Below are 24,745 nucleotides of genomic sequence, written 5' to 3'. Positions count from 1 at the left end.
TCAGAGGATCAGGCCGAGGCCCACGAAAAACAGAAAGAAAAGCGGCGGGATCACGTGGTGGTTGAAACCCGATGTCGCCGTTTCCTGTGCGATGACCGCCTGATTCATGACCGGATCTACGAGGGTGCCCGCAAAGGCCGACCCTGCGATGACGGCGATGACCGCGCCAAGGATGATCTTGTTCATTCTCTTCCCCTAACACTAAATACGCTAGTGATTGGGTGATTATGCCCCACATGCTGTGCAGGTCTAGAAAAAAGCGTCGGTTTTTGGCCCGGTGTTGCGTGCCGAAAACGCTTTCTCAGGCGCGCTGCGATCCGAGTGTCGAGATATCCAAAGCCGACATCACTTTCGCAACCATATCGTCGGCGGTCAGGCCCGCGACCTCGTACATCTGATCCGGCGTCGCCTGATCGATGAAAGTGTCGGGCAGGACCATCGAGCGATACTTCAGCCCCGAATCGAAAACGCCGTTCTCGGCCAGCAACTGTGCGACGTGGCTTCCGAAACCGCCGATGGCGCCTTCTTCGATCGTGATGAGAACCTCGTGCTCGCGCGCGAGTTTCAGGATCATGTCCTCGTCCAGCGGCTTGGCGAAACGGGCGTCGGCAATCGTCGGGGTGATCCCCTTGGCCGTCAGCGTCTCGGCGGCCTTGTGGACCTCGGCGAGGCGCGGACCGAGCGACAGGAACGCGACGCGCTTGCCCTCCGCCACGATGCGGCCTTTGCCGATCTCGAGCGCGGTGGGCGTCTCGGGCATCTCGGTGCCGACCCCGGCACCGCGCGGATACCGCACGGCCGACGGGCGGTCGTCGATCCCGCGCGCGGTTTCGATCATGTTCACCAGCTCCGCCTCGTCCGACGGGGCCATGATGACGAAATCCGGCAGGTTGGCGAGATAGGCGATGTCGAAGCTGCCCGCATGGGTCGCGCCATCGGCCCCGACCAGACCGGCCCGGTCGATCATGAAACGCACGGGCAGGCGCTGGATCGCCACGTCATGCACGACCTGATCGTAGCCGCGTTGCAGGAAGGTCGAGTAGATCGCGCAGAACGGCCGCATCCCGCCAGCCGCGAGCCCGGCCGAAAACGTCACCCCGTGCTGCTCGGCAATGCCCACGTCGAATGTCCGGCTCGGGAATCGCGCCCCGAAGATGTCGACGCCCGTTCCGTCCGGCATGGCCGCCGTGACGGCGACGATCTTGTCGTCGGTCTCGCCCAGCTTGGTCAGGGTCTTGCCGAAGACGCTGGTGTAAGACGGCGCATTCGACGGCGCCTTGTGCTGTTTTCCGGTGGGAACGTCGAACTTGGCGGTCGCGTGGCCCTTGTCGTCGCGTTCCTCGGCGGGGCGATAGCCCTTGCCCTTGCGGGTGATCGCGTGGATCAGGACCGGCCCGGTCGCGCGGGCTTTCACCGTCCGCAACACCTGTGCCAACTGATCCATGTCGTGTCCGTCGATGGGACCGACATAGGAAAAGCCGAGCTCTTCGAACATCGTGCCGCCGACGGTCATGCCCTTGAGCATTTCCTTGGCGCGTCGTGCCCCTTCCTGAAACGGCGGGGGGAGCAGGCGCACCGCACCCTTGGCGGCGGCCTTGAACTCCTGAAACGGTTCGCCCGCATAAAGGCGCGACAGGTAAGTCGACAGGGCACCGACAGGCGGAGCGATGGACATTTCGTTGTCGTTCAGGACGACGATCAGGCGTTTGTTCAGATGACCCGCGTTGTTCATCGCCTCGAAGGCCATGCCCGCGCTCATCGCGCCGTCACCGATCACGGCGATACAGTCGCCGATCCCGTTCTCGGGCGATCCCCCAAGATCGCGCGCCACGGCAAAACCAAGCGCGGCCGAGATTGAGGTGGAGCTATGGGCCGCACCGAAAGGGTCGTAGGGCGACTCGGTCCGCTTGGTGAAGCCCGACAGACCGTCCTTCTGCCGGATCGAGGTCATCCGGTCGCGGCGGCCCGTCAGGATCTTGTGCGGATAGCACTGGTGCGACACGTCCCAGATCAGCTTGTCGTGCGGCGTGTCGAAAATCGCGTGAATCGCGACGGTCAGTTCGACCACGCCAAGACCCGCGCCAAGGTGCCCGCCGGTTTTCGACACGGAATAGATCGTCTCGGCGCGCAGCTCGTCGGCAAGCTGGCGCATTTCCGCTACGGACAGCCCACGCATGTCGGCGGGCGACGCGATCCGGTCGAGAAGGGGCGTTGCGGGTTTTTCGGGCATCGGGGGCCTCGTCTTCAATTCTTCCGCGAAATAGCGAAGCGCGCGGCCTCTCGCAAGTTGTCGGCCTTCGGACCAAAGGGCGCGAGAACGTCGCAGGCATTGTCCACAAGCATATGGGCACGCTTGCGCGCCCCGTCCATGCCGAGAAGCGAAACGAAGGTCGCCTTGCCGGCGTCCTTGTCTTTCTGAACGGCCTTGCCGACGGTTTCGGCATCGCCTTCGATGTCCAGAATGTCGTCGGCGATCTGGAACGCCTGACCCAGCGCGGCCCCGTATTGGCGCAGCGGTTCGCGGTCTGCCTCGCCCAGTATCGCCCCGGCGAAAGCGGACCATTCGAACAGCGCCCCGGTCTTGCCCGCCTGAAGCGCGATGATTTCGTCGAGGGTGAGGGGGTTCGGCGCCACCTCTGCGGCGAGATCGAGCGATTGTCCCATCACCATGCCGAATCCCCCGGCACCGTGACCGAGCGTTCGGGCGAGTTCCGCGCGTATGTCGCCGCTTCCGACCGCCGGGTCACCGACCAGTTCGAAGGCAAGGAATTGCAGCGCGACTCCGACCAGAACGCCCGTCGCCTCGTCCCATTTGACATGGACGGTCGGGCGGCCGCGCCTGAGGTCGTCGTCGTCCATGCAGGGCAGGTCGTCATGGACGAGCGAGCTGGCGTGGACCGCTTCGATCGCGGCGGCGGCATAGGACGAGCGGTCCGGCGACACGTCGAACAGCGACGCCCCTTCGATGACCAGAAACCCGCGCAGGCCCTTGCCGCCTTCGACCGCATAGGCCATCGGCTCGGCCAACGGCCCGGTTTTCGGCAGGGCATGTGCGAGTCGCGCACGCGCGCGCCGATTCGCTTCTTCCAGCGCGTCGTGAAACATCAGTCGGTCTCGACCGGCGTCGTCCCCGTCGGTTGCCCGTCCCGGTCCAGCGTGATCGCCGCGACCTTTTCCTCGGCCGCCTTCAGCTTTTCTTCGCATTGCGCCTTGAGCGCCGCACCGCGTTCGTAAAGCTTGATCGATTCTTCGAGCGCCACGTCGCCGCGCTCCAACTGGCTCACCACCTGTTCAAGCTCGCGCATCGCCTCTTCGAAGCTCATGTCTTTCACTGGCTTGTCGGTCATGCGCCACGCTCCATCAGGGTTTTCACATGCGCTGCGGTGCCCTGCGCCAGCGCGTCGAGATCATATCCGCCCTCGAGTGAGGACACCACCCGGCCCTCGCAGACCTTTTCGGCCACATCCACTATCCGATCGGTTACCCACGCATAGTCTTCGGTGCGCCAGTTCAGCCCGGCAAGCGGGTCGGCGGCATGTGCGTCGAACCCTGCCGACACGAGGATCAGTTGCGGCTTGTAGGCCTCGATCCAGGGCAGAATGTGCTCGCCCCAAGCCTCGCGCATCAGCTGCGAGCCCGATCCGCTGTCGAGTGCGGCGTTGCGGATCTGGTCATAGGCGCCGGTTTCATTCGGTGCGCCGGTGCCGGGGTAAAGCGGCATCTGGTGCGACGAGGCGAAGCGCACGCCACTTTCGTTCCAAAGCACATCCTGCGTGCCGTTGCCGTGGTGCACGTCGAAGTCCAGCACGGCCACGCGGTCGAGCCCGTGGTGCTCAATGGCATGGAGCGCCGCGATGGCGACGTTGGCGAACAGGCAGAACCCCATCGGCTTCGCCTTTTCGGCGTGGTGTCCGGGCGGGCGGGTCATGACGAAGGCATTGCTGGCTTCGCCCGACAGAACGGCATCGACCGCTGCGATGTTGCCGCCGATGGCCCGCATCGCGGCATTGAAACTGCCCGGCGCCATCGAAGTGTCGGCGTCGATCTGGGCGTAGCCCTCGACCGGCTCCGATGTGCGTATCCTGTCGAGATGGGCCAGCGGATGCGCCAGCCGCACGTGCTTTTCCTCGCCCATCGGCGCGGCGCGGCGGTCGAGCGCGTCGAATTCGGGTTTGGCGAGGGCGCGCCCAATGGCCTCCAGACGTTCGACCCGTTCCGGGTGTCCCGGCGGCGTCACGTGGTCAAGGCATTGGTCATGCGAAAAAAGCAGCGTTGTCATGCGCGGACGCTAGGCGAATAGACAGGGCGCTTCAAGGTCGCGAAGGCGCTCTTGGCGATCATTCAGGCAGCCTTTCGGACAGCGCCTGATCCAGCGTCGCCCAATCGTCTGCCTCCATCCTGACGGGAAGGACAAGCACCTTGGGCCGGAACGCCATCGGCAGGCGCACGGCGTCTTTCTCGGTCGTGACCAGTTGCGCGCCCGCCATGGCCGCCTCACGCTCCAACCGGGCGAGCAGGGTGGGTGTCATTTCCTGATGATCCGCCAACGCCTGCGCGCGCACCACCTGCGCGCCGATGTCGCGGAGTGTCGCGAAGAACCGCTCTGGCACGCCGATCCCGGCAAAGGCGAGGACGGGCAGACCTTTCCACGTCATTCCGGTCTGGAGCACGTCGAGATGGGCGCGAATGCGGGGCAGGGGCACGGTCCGAAACGCCTCCTGCGCGCGCTGCGGCCCGACGGTCACCAGCAGGTCGGCCTCCGCCAGCCCCCGCGACAGGGGATGGCGCAACGGGCCGAGCGGCCAGACCCTGCCGTTCCCGAACCCCCTGACCGCATCCTCGACGAGAATGCGGTAGTCCGAGGCGACATCCTGCGTGCCGTCCTCTTCCACGATCAGCAGGTCGGCGCCGTCGTTTGCCGCCGCGCGCGCCGCTTCGGCCATGTCGGACCCGACCCATGTCGGCGCGAACGCCGCGGACAAGAGCGGTTCGTCCCCCACGTCGTTGGCGGTATGCGTTCGTTCGTTCACGCGTAGGGGCGCGTCGCTCCCCCGCATGACGACATGAACCTTCCTGTCGGGGCGACCAAGACGTTGGGCGAGGGCGATCACCATCGGGGTCTTGCCCGTCCCGCCCCGCGACAGGCTGGCGACCGATACGATGGGCACATCCACACGAACGGGGTCAGGGCGTCGGGACCGGGGAAAGCGCACGGTCAGACGCCCTTTCGGTCGAGCGTGTCGAGCACCAGTTCCACCACGCGATCCGTTGCCTGTGCGCCGTTGGTGGTCACGTCCCAGGCCGCCGAGGCCATGCGCGCCACGTGATCCGGCGCCAGCAATTCCTCGACCGCGCGGGTCAGATCCTGCTTGTCGCTGACGCATCGCGCCGCGCCCGCATCGCGCAGCCTTTCGAAGCTCTCGCGCCACGGTCCCGGGCGCGGTCCATACAGCACCGCCGACCCCAATGCGGCGGCTTCGTAAGGATTGCGCACGGGCCCACCGGACAGCGTGCCGCCCAGAAAGGAGGTCGGCGCCAAGCGATACCACAGGCCCAACTCGCCGGGGACGTCGGCGATATAGATTTCGACCTCGGGCTCGGGTTCGTCCTCCAGCGAACGCAGGCCGACGACCCAGCCCTCGCTTTCCAGCTTGCGGGCAAGGAGTGGGCCCTCGTTCGGGTCTTGTGGCGCGAGGATCAGAAGGAGCCTGTGCGACCGCCGCATGACCTGCTGGTGCACGCCTGTCAGAATCGCGAATTCATCTGCCCCGGCGCCCGCCGCAAGCCAGACGGGTCGCGCGGCAAGCTCTTCGGCCAACATGTCGCGTTCGGCCTGACTGCAAGTCAGCGGCGCGGTGCCTTCCTGAAGGAAACCCACCGTCTCGATCCGGTCGGGGGACACACCCAAGCCGATCAGGCCGGTTCGGGCGGTGTCGTCGCCTGCGAACACATGGGTGAACTGGCGCAGGAGTGTCCGCCTGATACCCGGAAGCCAGCGCCAGCCAGCCCGTTCCGGCACCCGTGCGTCGACAAGCACCATGTCCACCCCGGCGCTCGCCGTCCGGTCGATCAGGCCCGGTTCGAACCTGTTTTCGGCCCAAAGGCAGATGTCGGGGCGCCAGTGACCCAAGAAAGCCTCGACCGCCCCGTCCTCGCCGTAGGGCGCATATTGCAGGATCGCGCGTGACGGCAGACGGGCCTCCAGCGGGTGATCCGGGTCGTGTCCGGTCGTGGTGACGAGAAAGCTCAGATCTTCGCGCTCGTCGGCCAGACGGTCGACCAGTTCCGGGAATCCCAGCGCCTCGACCTCGTTGCCTGCGTGCAGCCAGATCAGCGGACCTGCGGGGCGGTCCTGACGCGGCTTGCCGAGCCGTTCGGCGGCGCGGGTCCGGTCTTCGGACCCTTCGACGAGACCGCGTTTGAGCCGCGCCTCGGCACGGGCACGCCCCCGCAGCTTCTGCGATGCCAGATAGAATGAAAGGCCGGGGCGTTTCGCCATAGGCGGATTATTCCAGCTCCTCGGTCGGCGAGGCAGGTGTTTCCTCGTCCCGAAGGCGGTGAAGGTGGGCGATGAAATACCGCATGTGGGCATTGTCCACGGTGCGCTGCGCCTCGGCCCGCCAGGCGTCATAGGCGGTGGCGTAGTCCGGGTAGATACCCACGATATGAATATCGTCCACGCTCTTGAACTGGGTTTTGGTCGGGTCGACCAATTCGCCCCCGAACACGAGGTGCAGTCTTTGGGCCATGTCCGTCTCCGCCGTTGCCTGTGCCGAGCCTATCGCAGGGCCGGGTGAGGTAAAAGGCGCTCAGGTCTTGAGGCGCGTCTCATAGCCCGCCGCCTTGATCGCGTCGGCCAGAGCGGCGGTGTCGAGGGTCGAGTCGATCTCGACCTCGCGCGCGTCCATGTCGAACGCGATGACCGCGCCTTCGTCGGCGTCCATCACGGCGTCTTCGATCTTTGCCTTGCAGTGGCCGCAGCTCATTTCGGGAATGGAAAACGTGGTCATCGGAACCTCCTGAATGACCCCTCAGCTAGGATCGCGTCGCGCCTCCGTCAATCGGGATTCGAAAATTCCACCGCGACCTCTTGACCTTCCAGTGACTGGAAGGGCTATGTGGTGGATCATCGAGAAAAGGAGTCGGTGATGAACGACATGACGATCAAGGTCGAAGGGATGCATTGCGCCTCCTGCGTGTCCCGTGTCGAGGACGCGTTGAAGGGGCTGCCGTTCGTGGCCGACCCATCGGTGAACCTCGCAGGGGAAAGCGCGAACCTCACCTTCACGGAACCCGGCCACATGGCCGAAACGGCCGAGGCTCTGGCGCGCGCGGGCTATCCTGTCGTGACCGACGAGATCGACCTGTCGGTTGACGGTCTGGTGGACGCCGCCGCCGTCGCCAAGGTCGAAGCGGCGCTGAACGCGATCCCCGGCGTGCTCGAGGCACATGCGAACCCGGCGACCGACACCGCCAAGGTGGTGTTCGCGGCTGGCGCGGTCGCACCGTCCGCCATCACCGCTGCCGTCAACGCCACGGGCTACAGCGCCGAGGTGAAATCGGGCGGATCGCTTGACCTTGAAGCCAAGAAAGCCGCCGAGACGACCCGGTTGGGCCGGATGACCCTGCTCGCCGCGATCCTGACGCTGCCCGTGTTCATCGCCGAGATGGGCGGGCACCTGATCCCGGCCTTCCATCAATGGCTGCACGGCCTGATCGGCATGCAGAACCTGCGGTTGGCCGAGTTCGCGCTGACAGCGCTGGTCCTCGTGATCCCCGGACGCCGGTTCTTCACGGCGGGCGTGCCGCAGCTTTGGCGCCTGTCGCCCGACATGAACTCGCTGGTTGCGGTCGGCACGGCGGCGGCCTTTGCCTATTCCACCCTGTCGACCTTCACCCCCGGTATCTTCCCGGCAGGCACGGCGAACGTGTATTTCGAAAGCGCCGCGGTCATCGTCACACTGATCCTGTTCGGACGCTGGATGGAGGCGCGCGCCAAGGGTCGGACGGGCGAGGCGATCCGCGCGCTCATGAACCTTGCCCCTCGGACTGCACGGGTCGAGCGGGACGGAGAGACCCGCGAAATACCGACCTCCGAGGTGCGGCCCGGCGACATCGTCGTCGCCCGTCCCGGCGAGGCGATCGCGACCGATGGCGACGTGCTGTCGGGCGAAAGCTACGTCGATGAAAGCATGGTCACCGGCGAGCCTGTCCCGGTCGAAAAGGGGCCGGGCGACAGTGTGACGGGCGGCACCGTGAACACCAACGGGGCGCTGCGGATCACCGCCACACGCGTCGGGGCCGACACGACGCTTGCCCAGATCATCCGCATGGTCGAACAGGCGCAGGGGGCGAAACTGCCGATCCAGTCGCTTGTCGACCAGATCACCCGCTGGTTCGTGCCGGGGGTCATGGCCATCGCCGCCCTGACCGTGGCCGTCTGGCTCGCCCTCGGTCCCGATCCTGCGCTGAGTTTCGCTCTGGTCGCCGGTGTCGCGGTGCTCATCATCGCCTGTCCCTGTGCGATGGGTCTGGCGACGCCGACCTCGATCATGGTCGGCACGGGTCGGGGCGCGGAACTGGGCGTGCTGTTTCGCAAGGGCGACGCACTTCAGATCATGGAAGGCGTCAAGGTCGTCGCGCTCGACAAGACCGGGACGCTGACCAAGGGTCAGCCGGAGCTTACCGACCTGATCGGTGACGATACGGACGAGGCGCTGCGCCTTGCCGCGAGCGTCGAGGCCCAGTCCGAACATCCCATCGGGCAGGCGATTCTGCGCGCGGCCGAGGATCGCGGGCTGAGACTTTCCGAGCCTCATGGGTTCAAGGCGCTGCCCGGTTTCGGGTTGAAGGCCGAGGTCGACGGACGCGCCGTTCTGATCGGGGCCGAGCGGCTCATGCTGCGCGAAAAGGTCGACACCGGGACGTTTCCCGGGGAAGCCGCCCGCCTTGCGGCCCTTGGCAAGACACCGCTCTACATCGCGCTCGACGGCAGCGTGGCGGCGCTGGTCGCGGTCGAAGACCCGATCAAGGAGACGACGCCCCGCGCGATCAAGGCGCTGCATGATATGGGTATCGAGGTCGCCATGATTACGGGCGATGCGCAGGGCACGGCGGAGGCCATCGCCAAACGGCTGGGGATCGACCATGTGACCGCCGAGGTTCTGCCGCGCGGCAAGGTCAAGGCGCTCGAGTCGCTTCAGGCCGAGCATGGCACGACCGCTTTCGTGGGTGACGGCATCAACGACGCGCCCGCCCTTGCAGCGGCCGACATCGGCCTTGCGATCGGAACGGGCACGGATGTGGCGATCGGAGCGGCGGACGTGGTCCTGTCGTCCGGCGAGCTGACCGGCGTGCCCACCGCGATCCACCTCAGCCGCCGCACGATGCGGAACATCCGCCAGAATCTGTTCTGGGCATTCGGCTACAACGTCGTCCTGATCCCGGTCGCCGCCGGGGTGCTGTTCCCGGCCTTCGGCCTCATGCTGTCGCCGATGCTCGCGGCCTTCGCCATGGCGATGTCCTCGGTCTTCGTGCTCACCAACGCTCTCAGACTTCGCTTCGTAAAGGTGCCGACATGAATATCTCAGACGCCGGAGCCCGTGCGGGCCTGCCGCCGAAAACGATCCGGTATTACGAGGATATCGGACTCGTCACGCCCGACCGCGATCCCAATGGATACCGCTCGTTCTCGGACGTGGACATTCACAACCTGACCTTCCTGTCGCGTGCCCGTGCGCTGGGCTTCACCATCGAAGATTGCCGGACACTTCTGGCCCTGTATCAGGACAAGTCGCGCGCCTCGTCCGAGGTCAAGAAGCTGGCCGAGGGTCATCTGGACGAGATCGAACGCAAGATCGCAGACCTGACGTCGATGCGCGACACGCTCACGCATTTGGTTCACGCCTGCCACGGGGATGATCGGCCGGATTGTCCGATCCTCAAGGGCTTGGGGGGCGGCGGCGCGACTGATGACGAGACGGCCTAGCCGGCTACCCGTCGCTTGAAACGTCAGGTGAGTGGCCCCCTGGGTAGATTGGACTGGTACACGCTGGCCCGCGTTGCGACACCAAGTTTTTCCGACCCACAAAAAAGGGCGGCCCGCGTGGGGCCGCCCTTCGTATTTCGTAAGACCGGAACGCTTAGTTCAGCGCCATGTCGGTGATGTCGAGCGTGTAGGCACCCTCAGGCTCTTTCGTGATGACCGGGTCCGAACCGCCACCCATCAGGGTTTCCACGGTGCGTTCATAGTCGGCCGGGTCGAGCGCCCCGTTGGAACCGGCGGTCAGTTTGGCCACCTCGCCCATCATGCGGATCTGGTGCTGTTCGGTCTGGGCGCCGGTTTCATCGTATTCCAGCACGATCATCGCGGCCTCTTCCGGGTTCTCTTCGGCCCATTTCCAGCCCTTCATCGACGCGCGCACGAAGCGGGCCATCTTGTCCTTGAAGGCCTCGTCCGAAAGGTTCTCTTCCAGCACGTACAGACCGTCTTCAAGCGTCGCGACACCCTGATCTTCGTATTTGAAGGTGATGAGTTCGTCCTCACCGATGCCGGCGTCGATGACCTGCCAGTATTCGTTGTAGGTCATGGTCGAGATACAGGCGGCCTGGTTCTGAAGCAGCGGATCGACGTTGAAGCCCTGCTTGAGCACTTCGACACCGTCGTCGCCACCCTCGGTCGGGATGCCCAGCGTGCTCATCCACGACAGGAACGGGTATTCGTTGCCGAAGAACCAGACGCCCAGCGTGTTGCCGGGGAAGTCGTCCGGGCTGGTGATGCCGCTTTCTTCGAGGCAGGTCAGCATCATGCCGGACGATTTGAACGGCTGCGCGATGTTGACGAGCGGCAGGCCCTGCTCACGTGCGGCGAGGGCGGCGGGCATCCATTCGACGATCACGTCGGCACCGCCACCGGCGATGACCTGCGGGGGCGCGATGTCGGGGCCGCCCGGTTTGATCGTCACGTCGAGGTTCTCTTCCTCGTAAAAGCCCTGTTCGAGCGCCACGTAATAGCCCGCGAACTGCGCTTGCGTCACCCACTTGAGCTGAAGCGTGACCTCGTCCTGAGCCATTGCGGCCCCCGACGTCAGGGCCAGCGCGGTGGCGGCGAGTTTCATTGATTTCATCATTGGTCTTTCTCCCGTTGGTAAGTTTCGGCTCAGCCTCGTTGTGACGGGTGCCAGAAGGTCACCCCTTTTTCTATGAGTGCCACGGCGCCGTAAAAGACGCTCCCGGCGATCGCGGCGACCGCGATTTCAGCCCAGACCATATCAAGTCTGAGACGCCCGACCTCGGTCGAGATGCGAAATCCCATGCCTTTGATCGGACTGCCGAAAAACTCGGCAACGATGGCCCCGATAAGGGCCAGCGTTGTCGTGATTTTAAGCCCGTTGAAAATGAACGGCATGGCTGCGGGCAGGCGCAGTTTGATGAGCGTCTGGGCGTAGCTTGCCGAATAGGTCGACATCAGGTCGCGCTGCATCCGGGTGGTGGCCGCCAGACCCTCGACCGTGTTCACCAGCATCGGGAAGAAGACCATCACCACGACGACGGCGGCCTTGGACTGCCAGTCGAAGCCGAACCACATGACGAGGATCGGGGCGGTGCCGACGATGGGCAGCGCGGCGATGAAGTTGCCGACGGGCAGAAGCCCCTGTTGCAGGAACCTGGAACGGTCGATGAGGATCGCGGTCAGCACTGCCGCACCGCAGCCGATCACGTAGCCCGACAGCGCGCCCTTGACGAAGGTCTGAACGAAATCCTCCCACAGCGTCGGCACCGATTGGGTCATGCGCAGCCAGATGTCTGAGGGCGCGGGCAGGATCACCAAGGGCACGTTCAGGCCCCGCACCAGCCCTTGCCACACGACGAGGATCGTGATGCCGAAGATCACCGGAACCCCGATCCGCACGGCGCGATACTTGGCCAGGCGCGAATTGGCGAGCCAGACGTTCAGCGCATAGGCCCCGGCCCAGAACGCAGCCGCGAAGATCAGCCAGCCCCAGCTCATGCGTTCATCCCCATTCTGGTAAGGGTCCGGCGCTGGATCACGCCGATGATCCCCACGAGTATCGCGGCGAGGATGGCGGCGGCGAAAAGCGCGGACCAGATTTGAACGGTCTGGCCATAATAGCTGCCCGACAGCATCCGGGCGCCAAGGCCACGGATCGCTCCGGTCGGAAGCTCACCGACGATAGTGCCGACCAGCGCGGCGGCGATCCCCACCTTCAGCGACGCGAAGAGATAGGGCATCGAGGCGGGCAGGCGCAGTTTCCAGAAGGTCTGGGACCGGCTGGCCGAATAGGTCTTCATCAGGTCGAGGTCGAAGGCGGCGGGCGACCGCAGCCCTTTGACCATACCGACGACGACCGGGAAGAAACTGAGATAGGCCGAGATGATCGCCTTGGGGATGATCCCCGTCACACCCAGCGAGCTCAACACCACGATAATCATCGGCGCGATGGCGAGGATCGGAATGGTCTGCGATGCGATGGCCCATGGCATCACGCCCATGTCCATCGCGCGACTGTGGACTATCCCGACGGCCAGCAGGATGCCCAGCCCGGTGCCGAAGGCGAAGCCGAGCATGGTGGCCGACAGCGTGATCCAGCCGTGGTGGATGAGCGAGCGTTTCGACGTCACTTTCATCTCGACGGTCGATCCCCAAAGCTCGGACACGACCTGATGCGGGGCGGGAAGGCGCGGCCTTTCCTGCGACCATGTGTCGAGGATCAGCTCGCCGGTCGAAAGCTCGACCTCGGCGCGCTCGGCCTGATCCAATGCCCACTGGCTGTTCATCGGGATCGCAGCGGCATACCAGATGACGACGATGGCGGCGACGACGGTGAGGATCGGAACGATGTTTTTCATGCGCCGGTCCTCGCCATACGCAGGTTTCGCAGGCCGAAGACGACGTTCAGAAGGCCGATGAGGCCGAAGAGGATCGGCGACACGTAGTTTCCGCCTTCGGCGTCCAATGCGAAATTGATGGCCACACCGATCAGGATCACCCCGGCGATCAGCAGCATCCAGCCCGACGGGCGGTCACGGGTCGTCCGACGCGCTTCGTTCGCCGCCTCCTTGGTGTTGGCGGTCCGCACGTATTTGTAAGCGGCGTCCTTTTTGCTGACCATCACGCGCCCTCAGTCATAGCTGTGCCCTTCGCGCAGCCCTTCGCGAACCCTGTGGGCCACGTCGAGGAACTCCTTGCTGTCACGGATGTCGAGCGGGCGGTCTTTCGGCAGCGGGCTTTCGATGACATCGGTGATCCGACCGGGGCGCGGCGACATGACGACGATCTTTGTCGAAAGATAAACCGCTTCGGGGATCGAGTGGGTGACGAATGCGATGGTCTTTTCCGTCCGCGCCCACAGATCCAGAAGCTGCTCGTTCAGGTGGTCGCGCACGATTTCATCCAGTGCGCCGAACGGTTCGTCCATCAGCATGATGTCGGCATCGAAGGCCAGCGCACGCGCGATGCTGGCCCGTTGCTGCATCCCGCCCGACAGCTGCCACGGAAATTTCTTGCCGAAACCCTTGAGGTCCACGAGGTCCAGCACCTTTTCGATCCGGCCCGCGTGTTCGGATTTGGGATAACCCATGATCTCGAGCGGGAGGCGGACGTTGCCCGCGATGGTGCGCCACGGGTAAAGCCCCGCCGCCTGAAAGACGTATCCATAGGCCCGCGATTTGCGCGCCTCGTCCGGGGTCATGCCGTTGACGGTCAACGTGCCGCCCGTCGGATGCTCCAGTCCCGCGATACAGCGCAGGAAGGTGGTCTTGCCACAGCCGGATGGCCCGATGAAGCTGACGAAATCGCCTTTGTCCACAGCCAGATCGACGCCCTTCAGCGCGTGCACCGGACCATCGTTGGTTTCGAATGTCAGATCGAGCCCCTTTGCCTCGATCACTGGATTTGTGCTCACGAAAGTCCCCACAGTTTCGGTTCGGCGAATTCCACCGAGTTCCCGGCCGGATCACGCACGTAGATCGAACGCGGGCCGTGCGGCCAGTTGAAATCCGACTCGATATCTATCCCCTTGTCCACCAGATAGGCGGCCCATCCGTCCAGCTCTTCGCCCGGTACGGAAAAACAGATGTGCCCCGGACCCGTCGCACCGTGCGGCGGGACCGGAAGCTGGTCGTCACCTGGCGGCACCACCGTTTCCTCGGCCACGAAGGCAAGGACGACGGTCGGCCCGCAGGCAAAAAAGATGTGGCGCGGATCGCGCCGCGTGATGACGTCGAGCCCCACGACACCGGCATAGAAGGCTTCGGTCTTGTCGAGGTCGTCGACATAAACCGCGGCCTCGAGCACGCCGGTGGGTGTTGCGGGGCTCGTCATCCTTTACACGCCCGTCGCCGGAATGCCCGTCCGCTGCACGGGCTGCGGTGCGGTCAGCGCCTTCCACTTGGACAGCGACGAGTTCACGGTGGCGTTCGGCTCACGCGCGACGAACTCGCCCCAGCCCGGCTTGTGGTTCATCTCGCCGTCCATCACGGCGACATGGCCGCGGGTGAGGACATAGCGGGGCAGGGCCGAGACCTCTTTGCCTTCGAACACGTTGTAGTCGATCGACGACTGCTGCGTGTCCGCCGTGATCGTTTTCGACTTCGCAGGGTCCAGCACCATGATGTCGGCATCCGCGCCCACCAGAATGGCCCCCTTCTTCGGGTAGCAGTTCAGGATTTTGGCGATGTTGGTCGAGGTGACGGCGACGAATTCGTTCATCGTGATCCGCCCCGTTTCGACCCCGTAGGTCCAGAGCATCGGAATACGATCCTCCAGCCCGCCGGTGCCGTTCGGGATCTTGGTGAAGTCGCCGACGCCGTAGCGTTTCTGCTCGGTCGTGAAGGCGCAGTGGTCGGTGGCGACCACGGAAAGCGTGCCCGACGAAAGACCGGCCCACAGGCTGTCCTGATGCTGCTTGTTGCGGAACGGGGGCGACATGACGCGGCGGGCGGCATGGTCCCAGTCCTGATTGAAGTATTCGCTTTCATCCAGCGTCAGATGCTGGATCAGCGGCTCGCCCCAGACGCGCTTGCCCTGCATCTTGGCCCGCCGGATCGCCTCATGGCTTTCCTCGCAGGAGACGTGGACGACGTAAAGCGGCGCACCCGCCATGTCCGCGATCATGATCGCGCGGTTCGTCGCCTCGCCCTCGACCTGCGGCGGGCGGGAATAGGCATGGGCTTCCGGCCCGGTGTTGCCCTCGGCCAGCAGCTTGGCCGACAGTTCCGCGACCACATCACCGTTTTCGGCGTGAACCATCGGTGTCGCGCCCAGTTCGGCCAGACGCATGAAGGACGAATAAAGCTCGTCATCGTTCACCATCAGCGCGCCTTTGTAGGCGAGGAAGTGTTTGAACGTGTTGATGCCCCGCTCTTTGACGACCGTCTCCATCTCGTCAAAGACCTGCTCGCTCCACCATGTCACGGCCATGTGGAAGGAATAGTCACAGGCGGCGCGGGTCGATTTGTTGTCCCAACGCTTGAGTGCATCCAGCAGGCTTTCACCGGGGTTCGGCAGGGCGAAGTCCACGACCATCGTGGTCCCGCCGGCGAGCGCGGCGCGGGTGCCGCTTTCGAAATCGTCCGAGGAATAGGTGCCCATGAACGGCATCTCAAGGTGCGTGTGCGGGTCGATCCCGCCGGGCATGACGTAGCAGCCGGTCGCGTCGAGCGTCTCATCGCCCGACAGACCTTGCCCGATCTCGATGATCTTGCCGTCCTCGATCTTGACGTCGGCCTTGTAGGTCAGGTCGGCGGTGACGATCGTTCCGTCCTTGATGACTTTGGTGGCCATGTTCTCTCTCCTGTTGTTTCCCTGACCTTATTGGACGCAGACGGGATAACCGTCGGCATTGGTCAGCGGATAGATTTTGCCGTCTCTGCGGTAGTAGTAGCAGAACCCGATATCCTCGGGTTCGGTGTAGACCAGTAGGTCCGAATAGGGGATGTCGGCGGGCAGAGCCGCCAGCGCCTCGGGCGTGTACGGTTCATCGGCGACGTAGTAGTTGGCGGGCAACCCGCCGCTCGACCCCGACTGCCCGCAGGCAGCGAGCGTCAGAGCGAAAAGTCCCAGTGCGATGCGTGTCATTGTCCCCCCTCAAACACTTGCAAAACAACCGATGGCGTCGCCGTGGACCGAGATGTCGCAGGGTCCGAAGCGGCTTTCGACCGCGAGCGAGAAGACGTCGGACCATGGCAGCCAGAAGACCCGGTAAGGTCCCTTGGTCTCGGTCACCGCATAGGCGAAATCGGTGACCCCGCCCGGAAGGTTCACTTCCATCAGTTCGGGCTCGATCAAAGCAGACTTGAAGTCGGCGAGGATCGCCTCGTTCCATTCCTTGATCCCGGTGTGACGCGCCGGGTCGAACCCCGCGATCTCCGCCTGGATCAACTCCCGGATGCGGGCGACTTCCTTTGCCTGACTTTCATGTTCACTTACCAATTGCGACTCCACTCCCCGAAGGCATGGTTGTCGCTACGCGGACGCAGGTCAAATCAAGTCGCCTCCTTGCATCGCATGCCGATAGGAGCCGGCGACGATTGGCCGGATCGACTCTCAAGAAACGATCTCCGCCGTTTCGAGCGCGGCGTGGAACAAGACGTCGGCCCCGGCCATCGCCCAGTCTTTCGAGATTTCCTCGGCCTCGTTGTGGCTCAGGCCATCGACGCAGGGGCACATGATCATCGCGGTCGGGGCGACCTGATTGATCCAGCAGGCATCATGGCCCGCGCCCGAGATGATGTCGCGGTGGCTGTAGCCCAGCCGATCCGCCGCGTCGCGCACGGCGCTCACGCAGTCCTTGTCGAACTCGACGGGATCGAAGCCGCCGACCTTCTCAAGCTCGACCTCCAGCCCCATCTCGTCGCAGATCTTCTTGGCGCCCTCGGCCAGCCGCTTTTCCATGTCCTGAATCGTGGCGAGGTTCGGAGAGCGGAAGTCGACGGTGAACACCGCCTTGCCGGGGATCACGTTTCGGCTGTTGGGGTAGATGTCGATATGACCAGCAGCCCCCACCGCGTCGGGTTTGTGGGACCACGCGATCTCGTCCACCAGTTCCAGAATGCGCGCCATGCCAAGACCGGCGTTCTTGCGCATCGGCATCGGGGTCGAGCCGGTGTGGCTTTCCTTGCCCGTTACGGTCACCTGCGTCCACGACAGGCCCTGTCCGTGGGTGACGACGCCGATGTCCTTTTCTTCGGCCTCGAGGATCGGGCCCTGTTCGATGTGCAGTTCGAACATCGCGTGCATCTTGCGCGCGCCGACCTCTTCGTCGCCGACCCAGCCGATCCGCTTCAACTCGTCGCCGAACTTTTTGCCTTCCGCATCGACCCTGTCATAGGCCCAGTCCTGCGTGTGGATGCCCGCGAAAACGCCGGACGACAGCATGGCCGGGGCGAACCGTGTGCCTTCTTCGTTCGTCCAGTTCGCGATCACGATGGGATGCTTGGTCTTGATCCCCAGATCGTTCATCGAGCGCACGGCCTCGAGCGCGCCGAGCACGCCCAGAACCCCGTCGTATTTCCCGCCCGTCGGCTGGGTGTCGAGGTGGCTGCCCATGTAGACGGGCAGGGCATCCGGGTCGGTCCCTTCGCGGGTGGCGAACATGTTGCCCATCGTGTCCACGCCCATGCTCATGCCCGCATCCTCGCACCATTTCTGGAACAGGGCGCGCCCTTCGGCATCGGCGTCGGTCAGGGTCTGGCGGTTGTTGCCGCCCGCCACACCGGGGCCGATCTTGGCCATTTCCATCAGGCTGTCCCAAAGCCGGTCGGCGTTGATACGAAGGTTCTCACCGGGGGCTGCCATGGCACTCTCCTGTCATTTCGTCGCAGTCGCGGGCGGACGCCCATACATCAGGCGCGCCGCCGTCAAATTGTGCAACAGGGAAATGGGCGGACCCGTTCGGCTGCGCTGTGACGCCTCCGAACCGAACTGTGATTTCGCGCGATGCAGCATCGCCCTTGTCCCTGTTGCGTTGCCGCGCCCCTTGTTTTGCAGGGGCTTCGGCAGAAGTTCTGGTTTTTACCATTCGGTTAAAACGAGGCTAGCACAGGCCAACCCATCGTCAACCGGCGTTCACTGCCCGCGCGAGATGCAGGTCAGCGGATCGCCCATCGGGTTGTTCGGATGTTCGAGCCACGTGCGCTTGTCGTCCTCCGCCGGGATGGTCATGCCGGTCCGCAAGTCGGTTTCGCCGGGTTCAAGGCGGCGCATGGTGATGCAGCCTTCGACCGGGCAGACGTTGACGCACAGGTTGCAGGCGACGCATTCGTCGTCCTTCACCGTGAAAGTGCGGTCTTCCGACATGGCGATGGCCTGATGCGAGGTGTCCTCGCACGCCGCGAAACAGCGCCCGCAGGAAATGCAGAGGTCCTGATCGATTTCGGCCTTGGTCACGTAGTCGAGGTTCAGGTGCTGCCAGTCGGTGACCCGCGGGGTCGCCATGCCGATGAAGTCCGAGGTCTTGGTATAGCCCTGTTCGTCCATCCACTGGCTCAGGCCCGAGCACATCTCTTTCACGATGCGGAAGCCATAGGTCATCGCCGCCGTGCAGACCTGCGCATTGCCCGCGCCCAGTGCCATGAACTCGGCCGCGTCGCGCCATGTCGAAATTCCGCCGATGGCCGAGATCGGGATGCCCGCGGTTTTTTCCCAACGGGCCACTTCGGCGACCATGTTCATCGCGATGGGTTTCACCGCCGGGCCGCAATAACCGCCGTGGGTGCCAAGTCCGTCGATCATCGGCTCGGGGCACATCGCGTCGAGGTTGACCGAGGTGATCGAATTGATCGTGTTGATCATCGACACCGCATCGGCCCCGCCCTGTTTCGCGGCGAGCGCGGGCTGGCGGATGTCGGTGATGTTCGGTGTCAGCTTCACGATGCAGGGCAGGTCGGAGTGCTTTTTGACCCACTGGGTGATCTGGCCGACATACTCGGGCACCTGACCCACCGCAGAGCCCATGCCGCGCTCGGCCATGCCATGCGGGCAGCCGAAGTTCAGTTCGACCCCGTCCGCGCCAGTCTCGCCCACGCGGTCGAGGATCTTGCGCCACGCATCCTCATCCAGCGGAACCATGAGCGACACGACCACGGCGCGATCCGGGTAGTCGGCTTTGACGCGCTTGATCTCGTCGAGGTTGGTCTGAAGCGGGCGGTCGGTGATGAGTTCGATGTTATTCAGGCCCAGAAGCCGCCGATCCGCGCCCCAGATCGCGCCGTAGCGCGGGCCCGAGACGTTCACGACGGGCGGGCCCTCTTCGCCCAGCGTCTTCCACACGACGCCGCCCCATCCGGCCTCGAAGGCACGGCGGACGTTGTATTCCTTGTCGGTCGGCGGTGCCGAGGCCAGCCAGAACGGGTTGGGGGATTTGATACCTACGAAATCGGTCGTCAGGTCTGCCATGTCATTGGCCTCCTACGGTCTGAAGAAGAATGAGATTGCCCTCGCTGTCGTGGATCATCGCCCAGCGGGTCGACGGGTCCCACGGCGCGGTGTCCGGGCCGAGATGGATGGGCACGCCCAGATTCCTGAGCGCGACCACGTCGGCGTCGACGTCGTCACACAGGAGAACGAGGGCGGGCTTGTCGCTTGGTGTGATCGCGCTTTCTTTCGCGATCTGGAGCATGGTCTGCGCACCGGGAAGCTGGACGAAGATCCAGCGGTCGTCGCCATAGGCCTCATCCCGTTCCACCTCGAAGCCCAGCTTCTCGGTATAGAACGCCACCGCGCGCGCCTGATCCGTCGCGCCGATGGATTGGAAGTGGATGTGGCTGGGCATGTTGCCTGGCTCCCCGGTTCGGTCCGCTTATCCCGTAAGGCTCGCGTGGATGTCTTCGGCGGCGTCGCGGCCCTCGGACACGGCCACCACGGTCAGGTCTTCGCCCGCCGTGCAGTCGCCCCCGGCCCAGACGCCCGCACGCGATGTGCGCCCGGCGCCCGTCACCTTGATCTTGCGACCGTCGGTGTCGAGGCCTGCAACCTCGTCGAACACCTGCCCGATGGCCTTGAACACCTGATCGGCGGGCAGCGTGAAGGTCTCGCCCGTCGGCTTGGCGTTCTCGTCGGTATAGGCGAGTTCGATGGCGGCGACGTGCCCCTCGCCGATCAGCGAGACGGGCGCGACGCCCGACATGATGTGCACGCCCTTGGATTGCGCGAGGTGCTGTTCGTATTTCGATGCTGGCATCTTGTCCTGCGACCGGCGATAGACCAGCGTGACGTTCTCGGCGCCCAGCAGTTTGGATTGAACGGCGGCGTCGATCGCGGTCATGCCACCGCCGATGACCACCACGTTGCGGCCAACGGGAAGCTTGGTCAGGTCGTCGGTCTGGCGCAGGTCCGCGATGAATTTCACCGCATCCACGACGCCGCCAAGCTCTTCGCCCTCGATCCCGAGCGCGTTGGTGTTGCCCAGCCCGATCCCGAGAAAGACCGCATCGAAGTTGGCGGCCAACCCGTCAAGCGTGATGTCGGAACCGAGCGCCTTGCCCAGTTCCATCGTGATCCCGCCGATCTGCATCAGCCAATCGACTTCACGCGCAGCGAAATCGTCGACGGTCTTGTAGGTCGCAATCCCGTATTCGTTCAGACCGCCCGGTTTCGGCTTTGCGTCGTAAATCACCACGTCATGCCCATGCATCGCCAGCCGGTGTGCCGCCGACAGACCCGCAGGCCCGGCGCCGACGACCGCCACGCGCTTTCCGGTCGGCTCGGCCCGCTTGAACGGGTGCACGTTCGCGCGCATCAGCGTGTCGGTGGCGTAGCGTTGCAGGCGGCCGATCTGCACCGGCTCGCCCTCGGCAACCTCGCGCACGCAGACCTCTTCGCACAGCGTTTCGGTCGGACAGACGCGGGCGCACATGCCGCCGAGGATATTCTGTTCGAGGATCGTCTTGGCCGCCGCTTCCGGCGTGCCGGTCATGATCTGGCGGATGAATAGCGGAATGTCGATGTCGGTCGGGCAGGCCTCCATGCACGGCGCATCGTGGCAGAAATAACAGCGGTCCGCCGCGACATGCGCCTCATGCGCATCGAGCGGCGGATGCAAATCCGAAAAGTTGTCGGCCAGCGCCGGTGCCTGCAAACGCTCGGCAACCACGCCGGGGGTTTGTGGGGAATGGGTCACGGCTGTCTCCCTGTAGATTGTTCTTTTGGAGAACGCTGGCATGACTCGACTTTTTTATCAATTGGTAAAAATTATTGAGGTGTTTCATTCCACACCTGCCGCGCGACGCGCCGGATATTTTTCCATTTGGTCAATTGTTGTGCAGAGCGTTGACGAAGGCGTTGCTTCGACTTCGTGAAGGGAACGGGCGCTACCCGCAATTGGGTCTCGCCCTCGAACTCATTCGCCTTTAAGATGTATGGCGGGGCGAGTGGTTGCAAACCGAAAGCAGAGGTTCGGGCCGGTCGTAGAGATTGATGGGAAACACGAAACCGGGCGCGACGAAAGCTCGGTGGGGATCGTGAGGGCTGAATTTGGATCAGGTGGTCGAAGATCTGATTGTCGTGGGAATTGCAGCGTCGGCAGGGGGGCTCGAGGCCACGTCCTTGCTGGCCCAGAACCTGCCCAAGAGCCTGAATTGCGCCTATGTGATCGCGCAGCATATGTCGCCCAGCCACAAGAGTATGCTGGTGCCGCTCTTGTCGCGCGAGACTCGACTGAAGGTCGAAGAGGTCGAGGCGGAAACCGTGCCGTCGCCCGGAACGATCTATGTCCCGCCGCCGGGCCGCGATGTCGTGTTGGAGAACGGCACGCTCGTCCTGCGCGAACCCGTCGGTCACCATGCCGCGCCCAAGCCGTCCGCCGACCGCCTGCTGAAATCGCTGGCGAGCGATCTGGGGTCGAACGCGGTCGGTGTCGTGCTGTCCGGCACCGGAAGCGACGGGTCATATGGCGTGCAGGCCATCCGCGAAGCGGGCGGGATCACCATCGCGCAAGACCCCGGCACGTCGAAATACGACTCGATGCCGATCTCGGCGATCCGGACCGGTTGCGTCGACCTCACGCTCACGCCCGAACAGATCGGCCAGCACCTTGCCACCGTCCTGCAACAGCCGCGCGACCTGTCGTCGCTCAAGGATCTGAACGAAAAGACGTCGAAGAACCACGACCTGTTCCAGATCCTGCTCGCGCACACACTGGTCGATTTCCGACACTACAAGGAAACGACGATCAACCGTCGCATCCATCGCCGGATGTTCGCGAAGGGCATCGAGACGTTCGAGGAATATGTCGAGCTTTGCCGCCGCTCGGTGGAAGAGGTCGAGGCGCTGTATCGCGACCTCCTGATCTCGGTCACCAACTTCTTCCGCGATCCCGATCAGTTCGCCGCGCTGGAACAGGAAATCGCCGAGCGGTTCGCGGATCACGACGACGAAACGATCCGGGTCTGGGTGCCGGGATGCGCGACGGGGGAGGAGGCGTATTCCATCGCGATCCTCGTGGCCGAGGCGCTGGGCGGGCTTGAAAAACTGTCCAAGGACAAGCTTCAGATTTTCGCGACGGACATCGACGACCGGGCGCTGGGCATAGGTCGCAAGGGCAAATACCCGGCCTCTGCGGCCAGCGACATTCCGGCGCGTTTCCTCGACCGTTACTTCGACGTGTCCGACGACACGGTGAAGGTGAAGGACAAGCTCAAGCAGCATGTCATGTTCACCCGCCACAACGTGTTTCAGGATGCGCCGTTCATGTCGATCGACCTCGTATCGATCCGAAACGTGCTGATCTATTTCGAGGCGAAGTTGCAGGAGCGCGTGCTGACCCGCATTCAGTATGCGCTGAAATCGGATGGTCTGTTGTTCCTCGGCACGTCCGAGACGACGGGCGTGCTGGAAAGCTACTTCGTGCCCATCGAGTCGAACTCGAAAATCTTCGGCAAGCGGTCGCTGCGTCTGTCCCGGCCTCCGGGGCCGGAACGCACCTTGCCGGCGGGGCTCAATTTCCAGTCGGGGTCGGGCACCGGGTTCCATCGCGGCCAGATCGTTCACGAAAACACGTGGCGCTTCGACTCGCTCGCCCGGTCGGTCGTGTCGACCGGCATCCTGACGAACAGCGAAAAGTCGATCCTCAAAATCTACGGCGACATCGCCGAGTTCGTTGAGATGCGGGAGCCGATTCAGGGCAGCATGACCCTTGGCGTCCTGAAAAAGACTTTGGCCTATGAGGCCGGGTCGATGGTTCTGGTTGCGCTGAAACACAAGGAAACGCGCGCCGGTCAATGGCACCAGATCGACGGGCGCGGATACAACAACCTTCGCATGGTCGCCTATCCGATCATGCCGGAAAGCGGCGATTCCGAGAACGAGCCGCTCGTCCTGATCGGTTTCGAGACCGAGATGCGGGAAGAGCCGAAGGGCGACGAAGCCGAGCGGACGGATTACCTCGACTATCTCGAGACCGAACTGACCCGCACCCGCGATACGCTTCAGGTCACCATCGAGCAGCTTCAGACATCGAATGAAGAGCTTCAGTCACTGAACGAAGAACTCCAGTCGTCCAACGAGGAATTGCAATCCACGAACGAGGAACTCGAAACCTCGAACGAGGAGCTTCAGTCGACGAACGAAGAACTCATCACGGTGAACGAGGAGCTGCTGGTCAATACCTCGCAGCTTGAACGGACGACCGCAGAGCTCAACGGTCTGATCTCGGGCATTCCGACCGTGATGATGATGCTGGACCTCGGCCTGCTTATCCGCCACGCGTCGAAAAGCGCGATCCAGACGTTCCAGATCAAGGAACGGGGGCATTCGCTGGGCCACCTGTCGCAGTGCTACATTCCCAAGGGCTACCCGCCCCTCGTCGACATCTGTTCGCAGGCCCTGCTCGACCGGCAGGTTCACACCCGCAACATCGAAATCGGCGACTCGCTCATCACCCTGTCCGTGTCTCCCCTGTCCACCGAGGGCGAGGGGCTGATCGGTCTGATCGTTCTGGCCGACGAGGTGGATATGTCCATCGAAGGCAAGCTGAACGAGACGCTGCGCACCTTCGGCGACATCGGCACCTGGAAGATGAACCTTACGACGGGCGAACTGGACTGGTCGCGTGAGACCTATCTGATCCACGGTATCGACCCGGACAACCACCGCAGGCAGTTGGACGAAGGGGTGAACTTCTACCATCCCGACGATCAGGCGATGGTGCGCACGGCCATCGACAAGACCGTCGAAACCGGCGAACCCTTCCACTTCTTCGCCCGCCTCAATCGCGCGGACGGGCGCACGATCGTGGTCGAAGCGGCCGGATCGTCGGTGCGGAACGAGGCTGGCGAAGCCGTGGCGCTGGTCGGCGTGTTCCGCGATTTCTCGCGCCAGCGGAACGAAGACCTGCTGGTTCAGCATTATAACGAGGTCGCGGCGGATCAGGGGATCGGGTTCTATTCCTACGATATCGAGCACGACCTGCCGTACTGGAGCCCGCAGCTTTACGACATCCTCGGCCTCGATCCGAGCGAACCCCCGGTGGTCGATACGGCGCTGCGCCTGTTTGTTGGGGACGCGCGCGACCGCGTCGCGGATTACATGCAGTCGGCGATCGAGAAGAACGAGCCTTACGACTACGTCGAAGAGATCGAGCGCCCGGATGGAAGCCGCGCGAAGTGCCGCGGCACGGGGCGTGCGGAAGTGGATGAAAACGGCAAGGCGACCCACTTGTACGGGTCGTTTCAGATCGTGACCTGACCCGAAACGGCGCTACGGCGGGGCAGGCGTTAAGAGTTTGTT

The 24,745-nt window shown here is 63.9% G+C and carries 25 protein-coding genes; 3 read left to right on the top strand and 22 right to left on the bottom strand.

Annotated elements, in window-relative coordinates:
* The 9 genes from HOY44_RS08775 to HOY44_RS08735 form a co-directional block, all read right to left on the bottom strand.
* On the bottom strand, positions 1-186 hold the full coding sequence (locus HOY44_RS08775; protein ID WP_040884971.1) for a hypothetical protein: 186 nt from the start codon (positions 184-186) through the stop codon (positions 1-3).
* Positions 187-301: 115 nt separating this feature from the next.
* A complete protein-coding gene (gene dxs / locus HOY44_RS08770) occupies positions 302-2,230 on the bottom strand; it encodes a 1-deoxy-D-xylulose-5-phosphate synthase (protein ID WP_287434320.1) in 1,929 nt (642 codons plus the stop codon).
* 14 nt (positions 2,231-2,244) lie between these two features.
* On the bottom strand, positions 2,245-3,105 hold the full coding sequence (locus HOY44_RS08765; RefSeq protein WP_502710685.1) for a polyprenyl synthetase family protein: 861 nt from the start codon (positions 3,103-3,105) through the stop codon (positions 2,245-2,247).
* A complete protein-coding gene (locus HOY44_RS08760) occupies positions 3,105-3,347 on the bottom strand; it encodes an exodeoxyribonuclease VII small subunit (protein WP_008332952.1) in 243 nt (80 codons plus the stop codon). The genes HOY44_RS08765 and HOY44_RS08760 overlap by 1 nt, the downstream gene beginning before the upstream one ends.
* Positions 3,344-4,279, bottom strand: a complete 936-nt coding sequence (locus tag HOY44_RS08755; protein ID WP_287434318.1) for a histone deacetylase family protein — start codon at positions 4,277-4,279, stop codon at positions 3,344-3,346. The genes HOY44_RS08760 and HOY44_RS08755 overlap by 4 nt, the downstream gene beginning before the upstream one ends.
* Before the next feature lie 58 nt (positions 4,280-4,337).
* Positions 4,338-5,219: a tetraacyldisaccharide 4'-kinase gene (lpxK, locus tag HOY44_RS08750; protein WP_502710692.1), complete on the bottom strand. Its 882-nt coding sequence runs from the start codon at positions 5,217-5,219 to the stop codon at positions 4,338-4,340.
* Positions 5,216-6,499: a 3-deoxy-D-manno-octulosonic acid transferase gene (locus tag HOY44_RS08745; protein ID WP_138422131.1), complete on the bottom strand. Its 1,284-nt coding sequence runs from the start codon at positions 6,497-6,499 to the stop codon at positions 5,216-5,218. Before HOY44_RS08745 ends, lpxK begins: the two co-directional genes overlap by 4 nt.
* 7 nt (positions 6,500-6,506) lie before the next feature.
* Positions 6,507-6,749, bottom strand: a complete 243-nt coding sequence (locus tag HOY44_RS08740) for a DUF4170 domain-containing protein (protein WP_008332961.1) — start codon at positions 6,747-6,749, stop codon at positions 6,507-6,509.
* A gap of 60 nt (positions 6,750-6,809) precedes the next feature.
* The gene (locus tag HOY44_RS08735) at positions 6,810-7,010 is read right to left on the bottom strand and encodes a heavy-metal-associated domain-containing protein (protein ID WP_008332964.1); all 201 of its coding nucleotides are present in this window, start codon (positions 7,008-7,010) and stop codon (positions 6,810-6,812) included.
* Between the two features lie 138 nt (positions 7,011-7,148).
* Here HOY44_RS08735 and HOY44_RS08730 point away from each other — a divergent pair, with 138 nt between their 5' ends.
* Together HOY44_RS08730 and cueR are read left to right on the top strand one after the other, a co-directional pair.
* A complete protein-coding gene (locus HOY44_RS08730) occupies positions 7,149-9,581 on the top strand; it encodes a heavy metal translocating P-type ATPase (protein ID WP_287434315.1) in 2,433 nt (810 codons plus the stop codon).
* On the top strand, positions 9,578-9,988 hold the full coding sequence (cueR, locus tag HOY44_RS08725; RefSeq protein ID WP_008333002.1) for a Cu(I)-responsive transcriptional regulator: 411 nt from the start codon (positions 9,578-9,580) through the stop codon (positions 9,986-9,988). Before HOY44_RS08730 ends, cueR begins: the two co-directional genes overlap by 4 nt.
* Positions 9,989-10,142: 154 nt before the next feature.
* On the opposite strand, the gene HOY44_RS08720 is transcribed toward cueR, so the two are convergent.
* From HOY44_RS08720 to HOY44_RS08660, 13 genes are all read right to left on the bottom strand, one after another.
* Entirely contained in the window at positions 10,143-11,129 is a 987-nt protein-coding gene (locus HOY44_RS08720) for an ABC transporter substrate-binding protein (protein WP_287434312.1), read from the bottom strand.
* A 29-nt stretch (positions 11,130-11,158) separates the two neighbouring features.
* The gene (locus HOY44_RS08715) at positions 11,159-12,010 is read right to left on the bottom strand and encodes an ABC transporter permease (RefSeq protein ID WP_287434310.1); all 852 of its coding nucleotides are present in this window, start codon (positions 12,008-12,010) and stop codon (positions 11,159-11,161) included.
* Positions 12,007-12,870 (bottom strand): ABC transporter permease, encoded by an 864-nt coding sequence (locus HOY44_RS08710; protein WP_287434308.1) that lies wholly within the window; start codon positions 12,868-12,870, stop codon positions 12,007-12,009. The genes HOY44_RS08715 and HOY44_RS08710 overlap by 4 nt, the downstream gene beginning before the upstream one ends.
* Positions 12,867-13,133, bottom strand: coding sequence for a hypothetical protein (locus HOY44_RS08705; protein ID WP_287434306.1), 267 nt, complete (start codon positions 13,131-13,133; stop codon positions 12,867-12,869). Before HOY44_RS08705 ends, HOY44_RS08710 begins: the two co-directional genes overlap by 4 nt.
* Before the next feature lie 9 nt (positions 13,134-13,142).
* Positions 13,143-13,925 (bottom strand): ABC transporter ATP-binding protein, encoded by a 783-nt coding sequence (locus HOY44_RS08700; RefSeq protein ID WP_287434304.1) that lies wholly within the window; start codon positions 13,923-13,925, stop codon positions 13,143-13,145.
* Entirely contained in the window at positions 13,922-14,344 is a 423-nt protein-coding gene (locus HOY44_RS08695; RefSeq protein WP_008333025.1) for a VOC family protein, read from the bottom strand. The genes HOY44_RS08700 and HOY44_RS08695 overlap by 4 nt, the downstream gene beginning before the upstream one ends.
* A 3-nt stretch (positions 14,345-14,347) precedes the next feature.
* The gene (gene hydA, locus HOY44_RS08690; protein ID WP_287434301.1) at positions 14,348-15,805 is read right to left on the bottom strand and encodes a dihydropyrimidinase; all 1,458 of its coding nucleotides are present in this window, start codon (positions 15,803-15,805) and stop codon (positions 14,348-14,350) included.
* A 27-nt stretch (positions 15,806-15,832) separates the two neighbouring features.
* Complete coding sequence (locus HOY44_RS08685; RefSeq protein WP_287434299.1) at positions 15,833-16,099, bottom strand: hypothetical protein; 267 nt, start codon at positions 16,097-16,099, stop codon at positions 15,833-15,835.
* Between the two features lie 9 nt (positions 16,100-16,108).
* Positions 16,109-16,453 carry a hypothetical protein gene (locus tag HOY44_RS08680; RefSeq protein ID WP_148912507.1) on the bottom strand — a complete coding sequence of 115 codons (345 nt, stop codon included), beginning with the start codon at positions 16,451-16,453 and terminating at the stop codon, positions 16,109-16,111.
* A 114-nt stretch (positions 16,454-16,567) separates the two neighbouring features.
* Entirely contained in the window at positions 16,568-17,818 is a 1,251-nt protein-coding gene (locus tag HOY44_RS08675; RefSeq protein WP_287434296.1) for a Zn-dependent hydrolase, read from the bottom strand.
* A gap of 270 nt (positions 17,819-18,088) precedes the next feature.
* Positions 18,089-19,417 carry an NAD-dependent dihydropyrimidine dehydrogenase subunit PreA gene (preA, locus tag HOY44_RS08670; protein ID WP_287434294.1) on the bottom strand — a complete coding sequence of 443 codons (1,329 nt, stop codon included), beginning with the start codon at positions 19,415-19,417 and terminating at the stop codon, positions 18,089-18,091.
* Between the two features lies 1 nt (position 19,418).
* Positions 19,419-19,793, bottom strand: coding sequence for a VOC family protein (locus HOY44_RS08665; RefSeq protein WP_287434292.1), 375 nt, complete (start codon positions 19,791-19,793; stop codon positions 19,419-19,421).
* A 27-nt stretch (positions 19,794-19,820) separates the two neighbouring features.
* On the bottom strand, positions 19,821-21,140 hold the full coding sequence (locus HOY44_RS08660; protein WP_287434290.1) for an NAD(P)-dependent oxidoreductase: 1,320 nt from the start codon (positions 21,138-21,140) through the stop codon (positions 19,821-19,823).
* Between the two features lie 362 nt (positions 21,141-21,502).
* Here HOY44_RS08660 and HOY44_RS08655 point away from each other — a divergent pair, with 362 nt between their 5' ends.
* Positions 21,503-24,703, top strand: a complete 3,201-nt coding sequence (locus tag HOY44_RS08655; RefSeq protein WP_040885728.1) for a chemotaxis protein CheB — start codon at positions 21,503-21,505, stop codon at positions 24,701-24,703.
* Positions 24,704-24,745 lie beyond the last annotated feature (42 nt).

This window comes from Maritimibacter sp. (assembly GCF_016774595.1).
Taxonomy (GTDB): domain Bacteria; phylum Pseudomonadota; class Alphaproteobacteria; order Rhodobacterales; family Rhodobacteraceae; genus Maritimibacter; species Maritimibacter alkaliphilus.
This window is presented reverse-complemented; position numbering and strand designations above follow the sequence as displayed.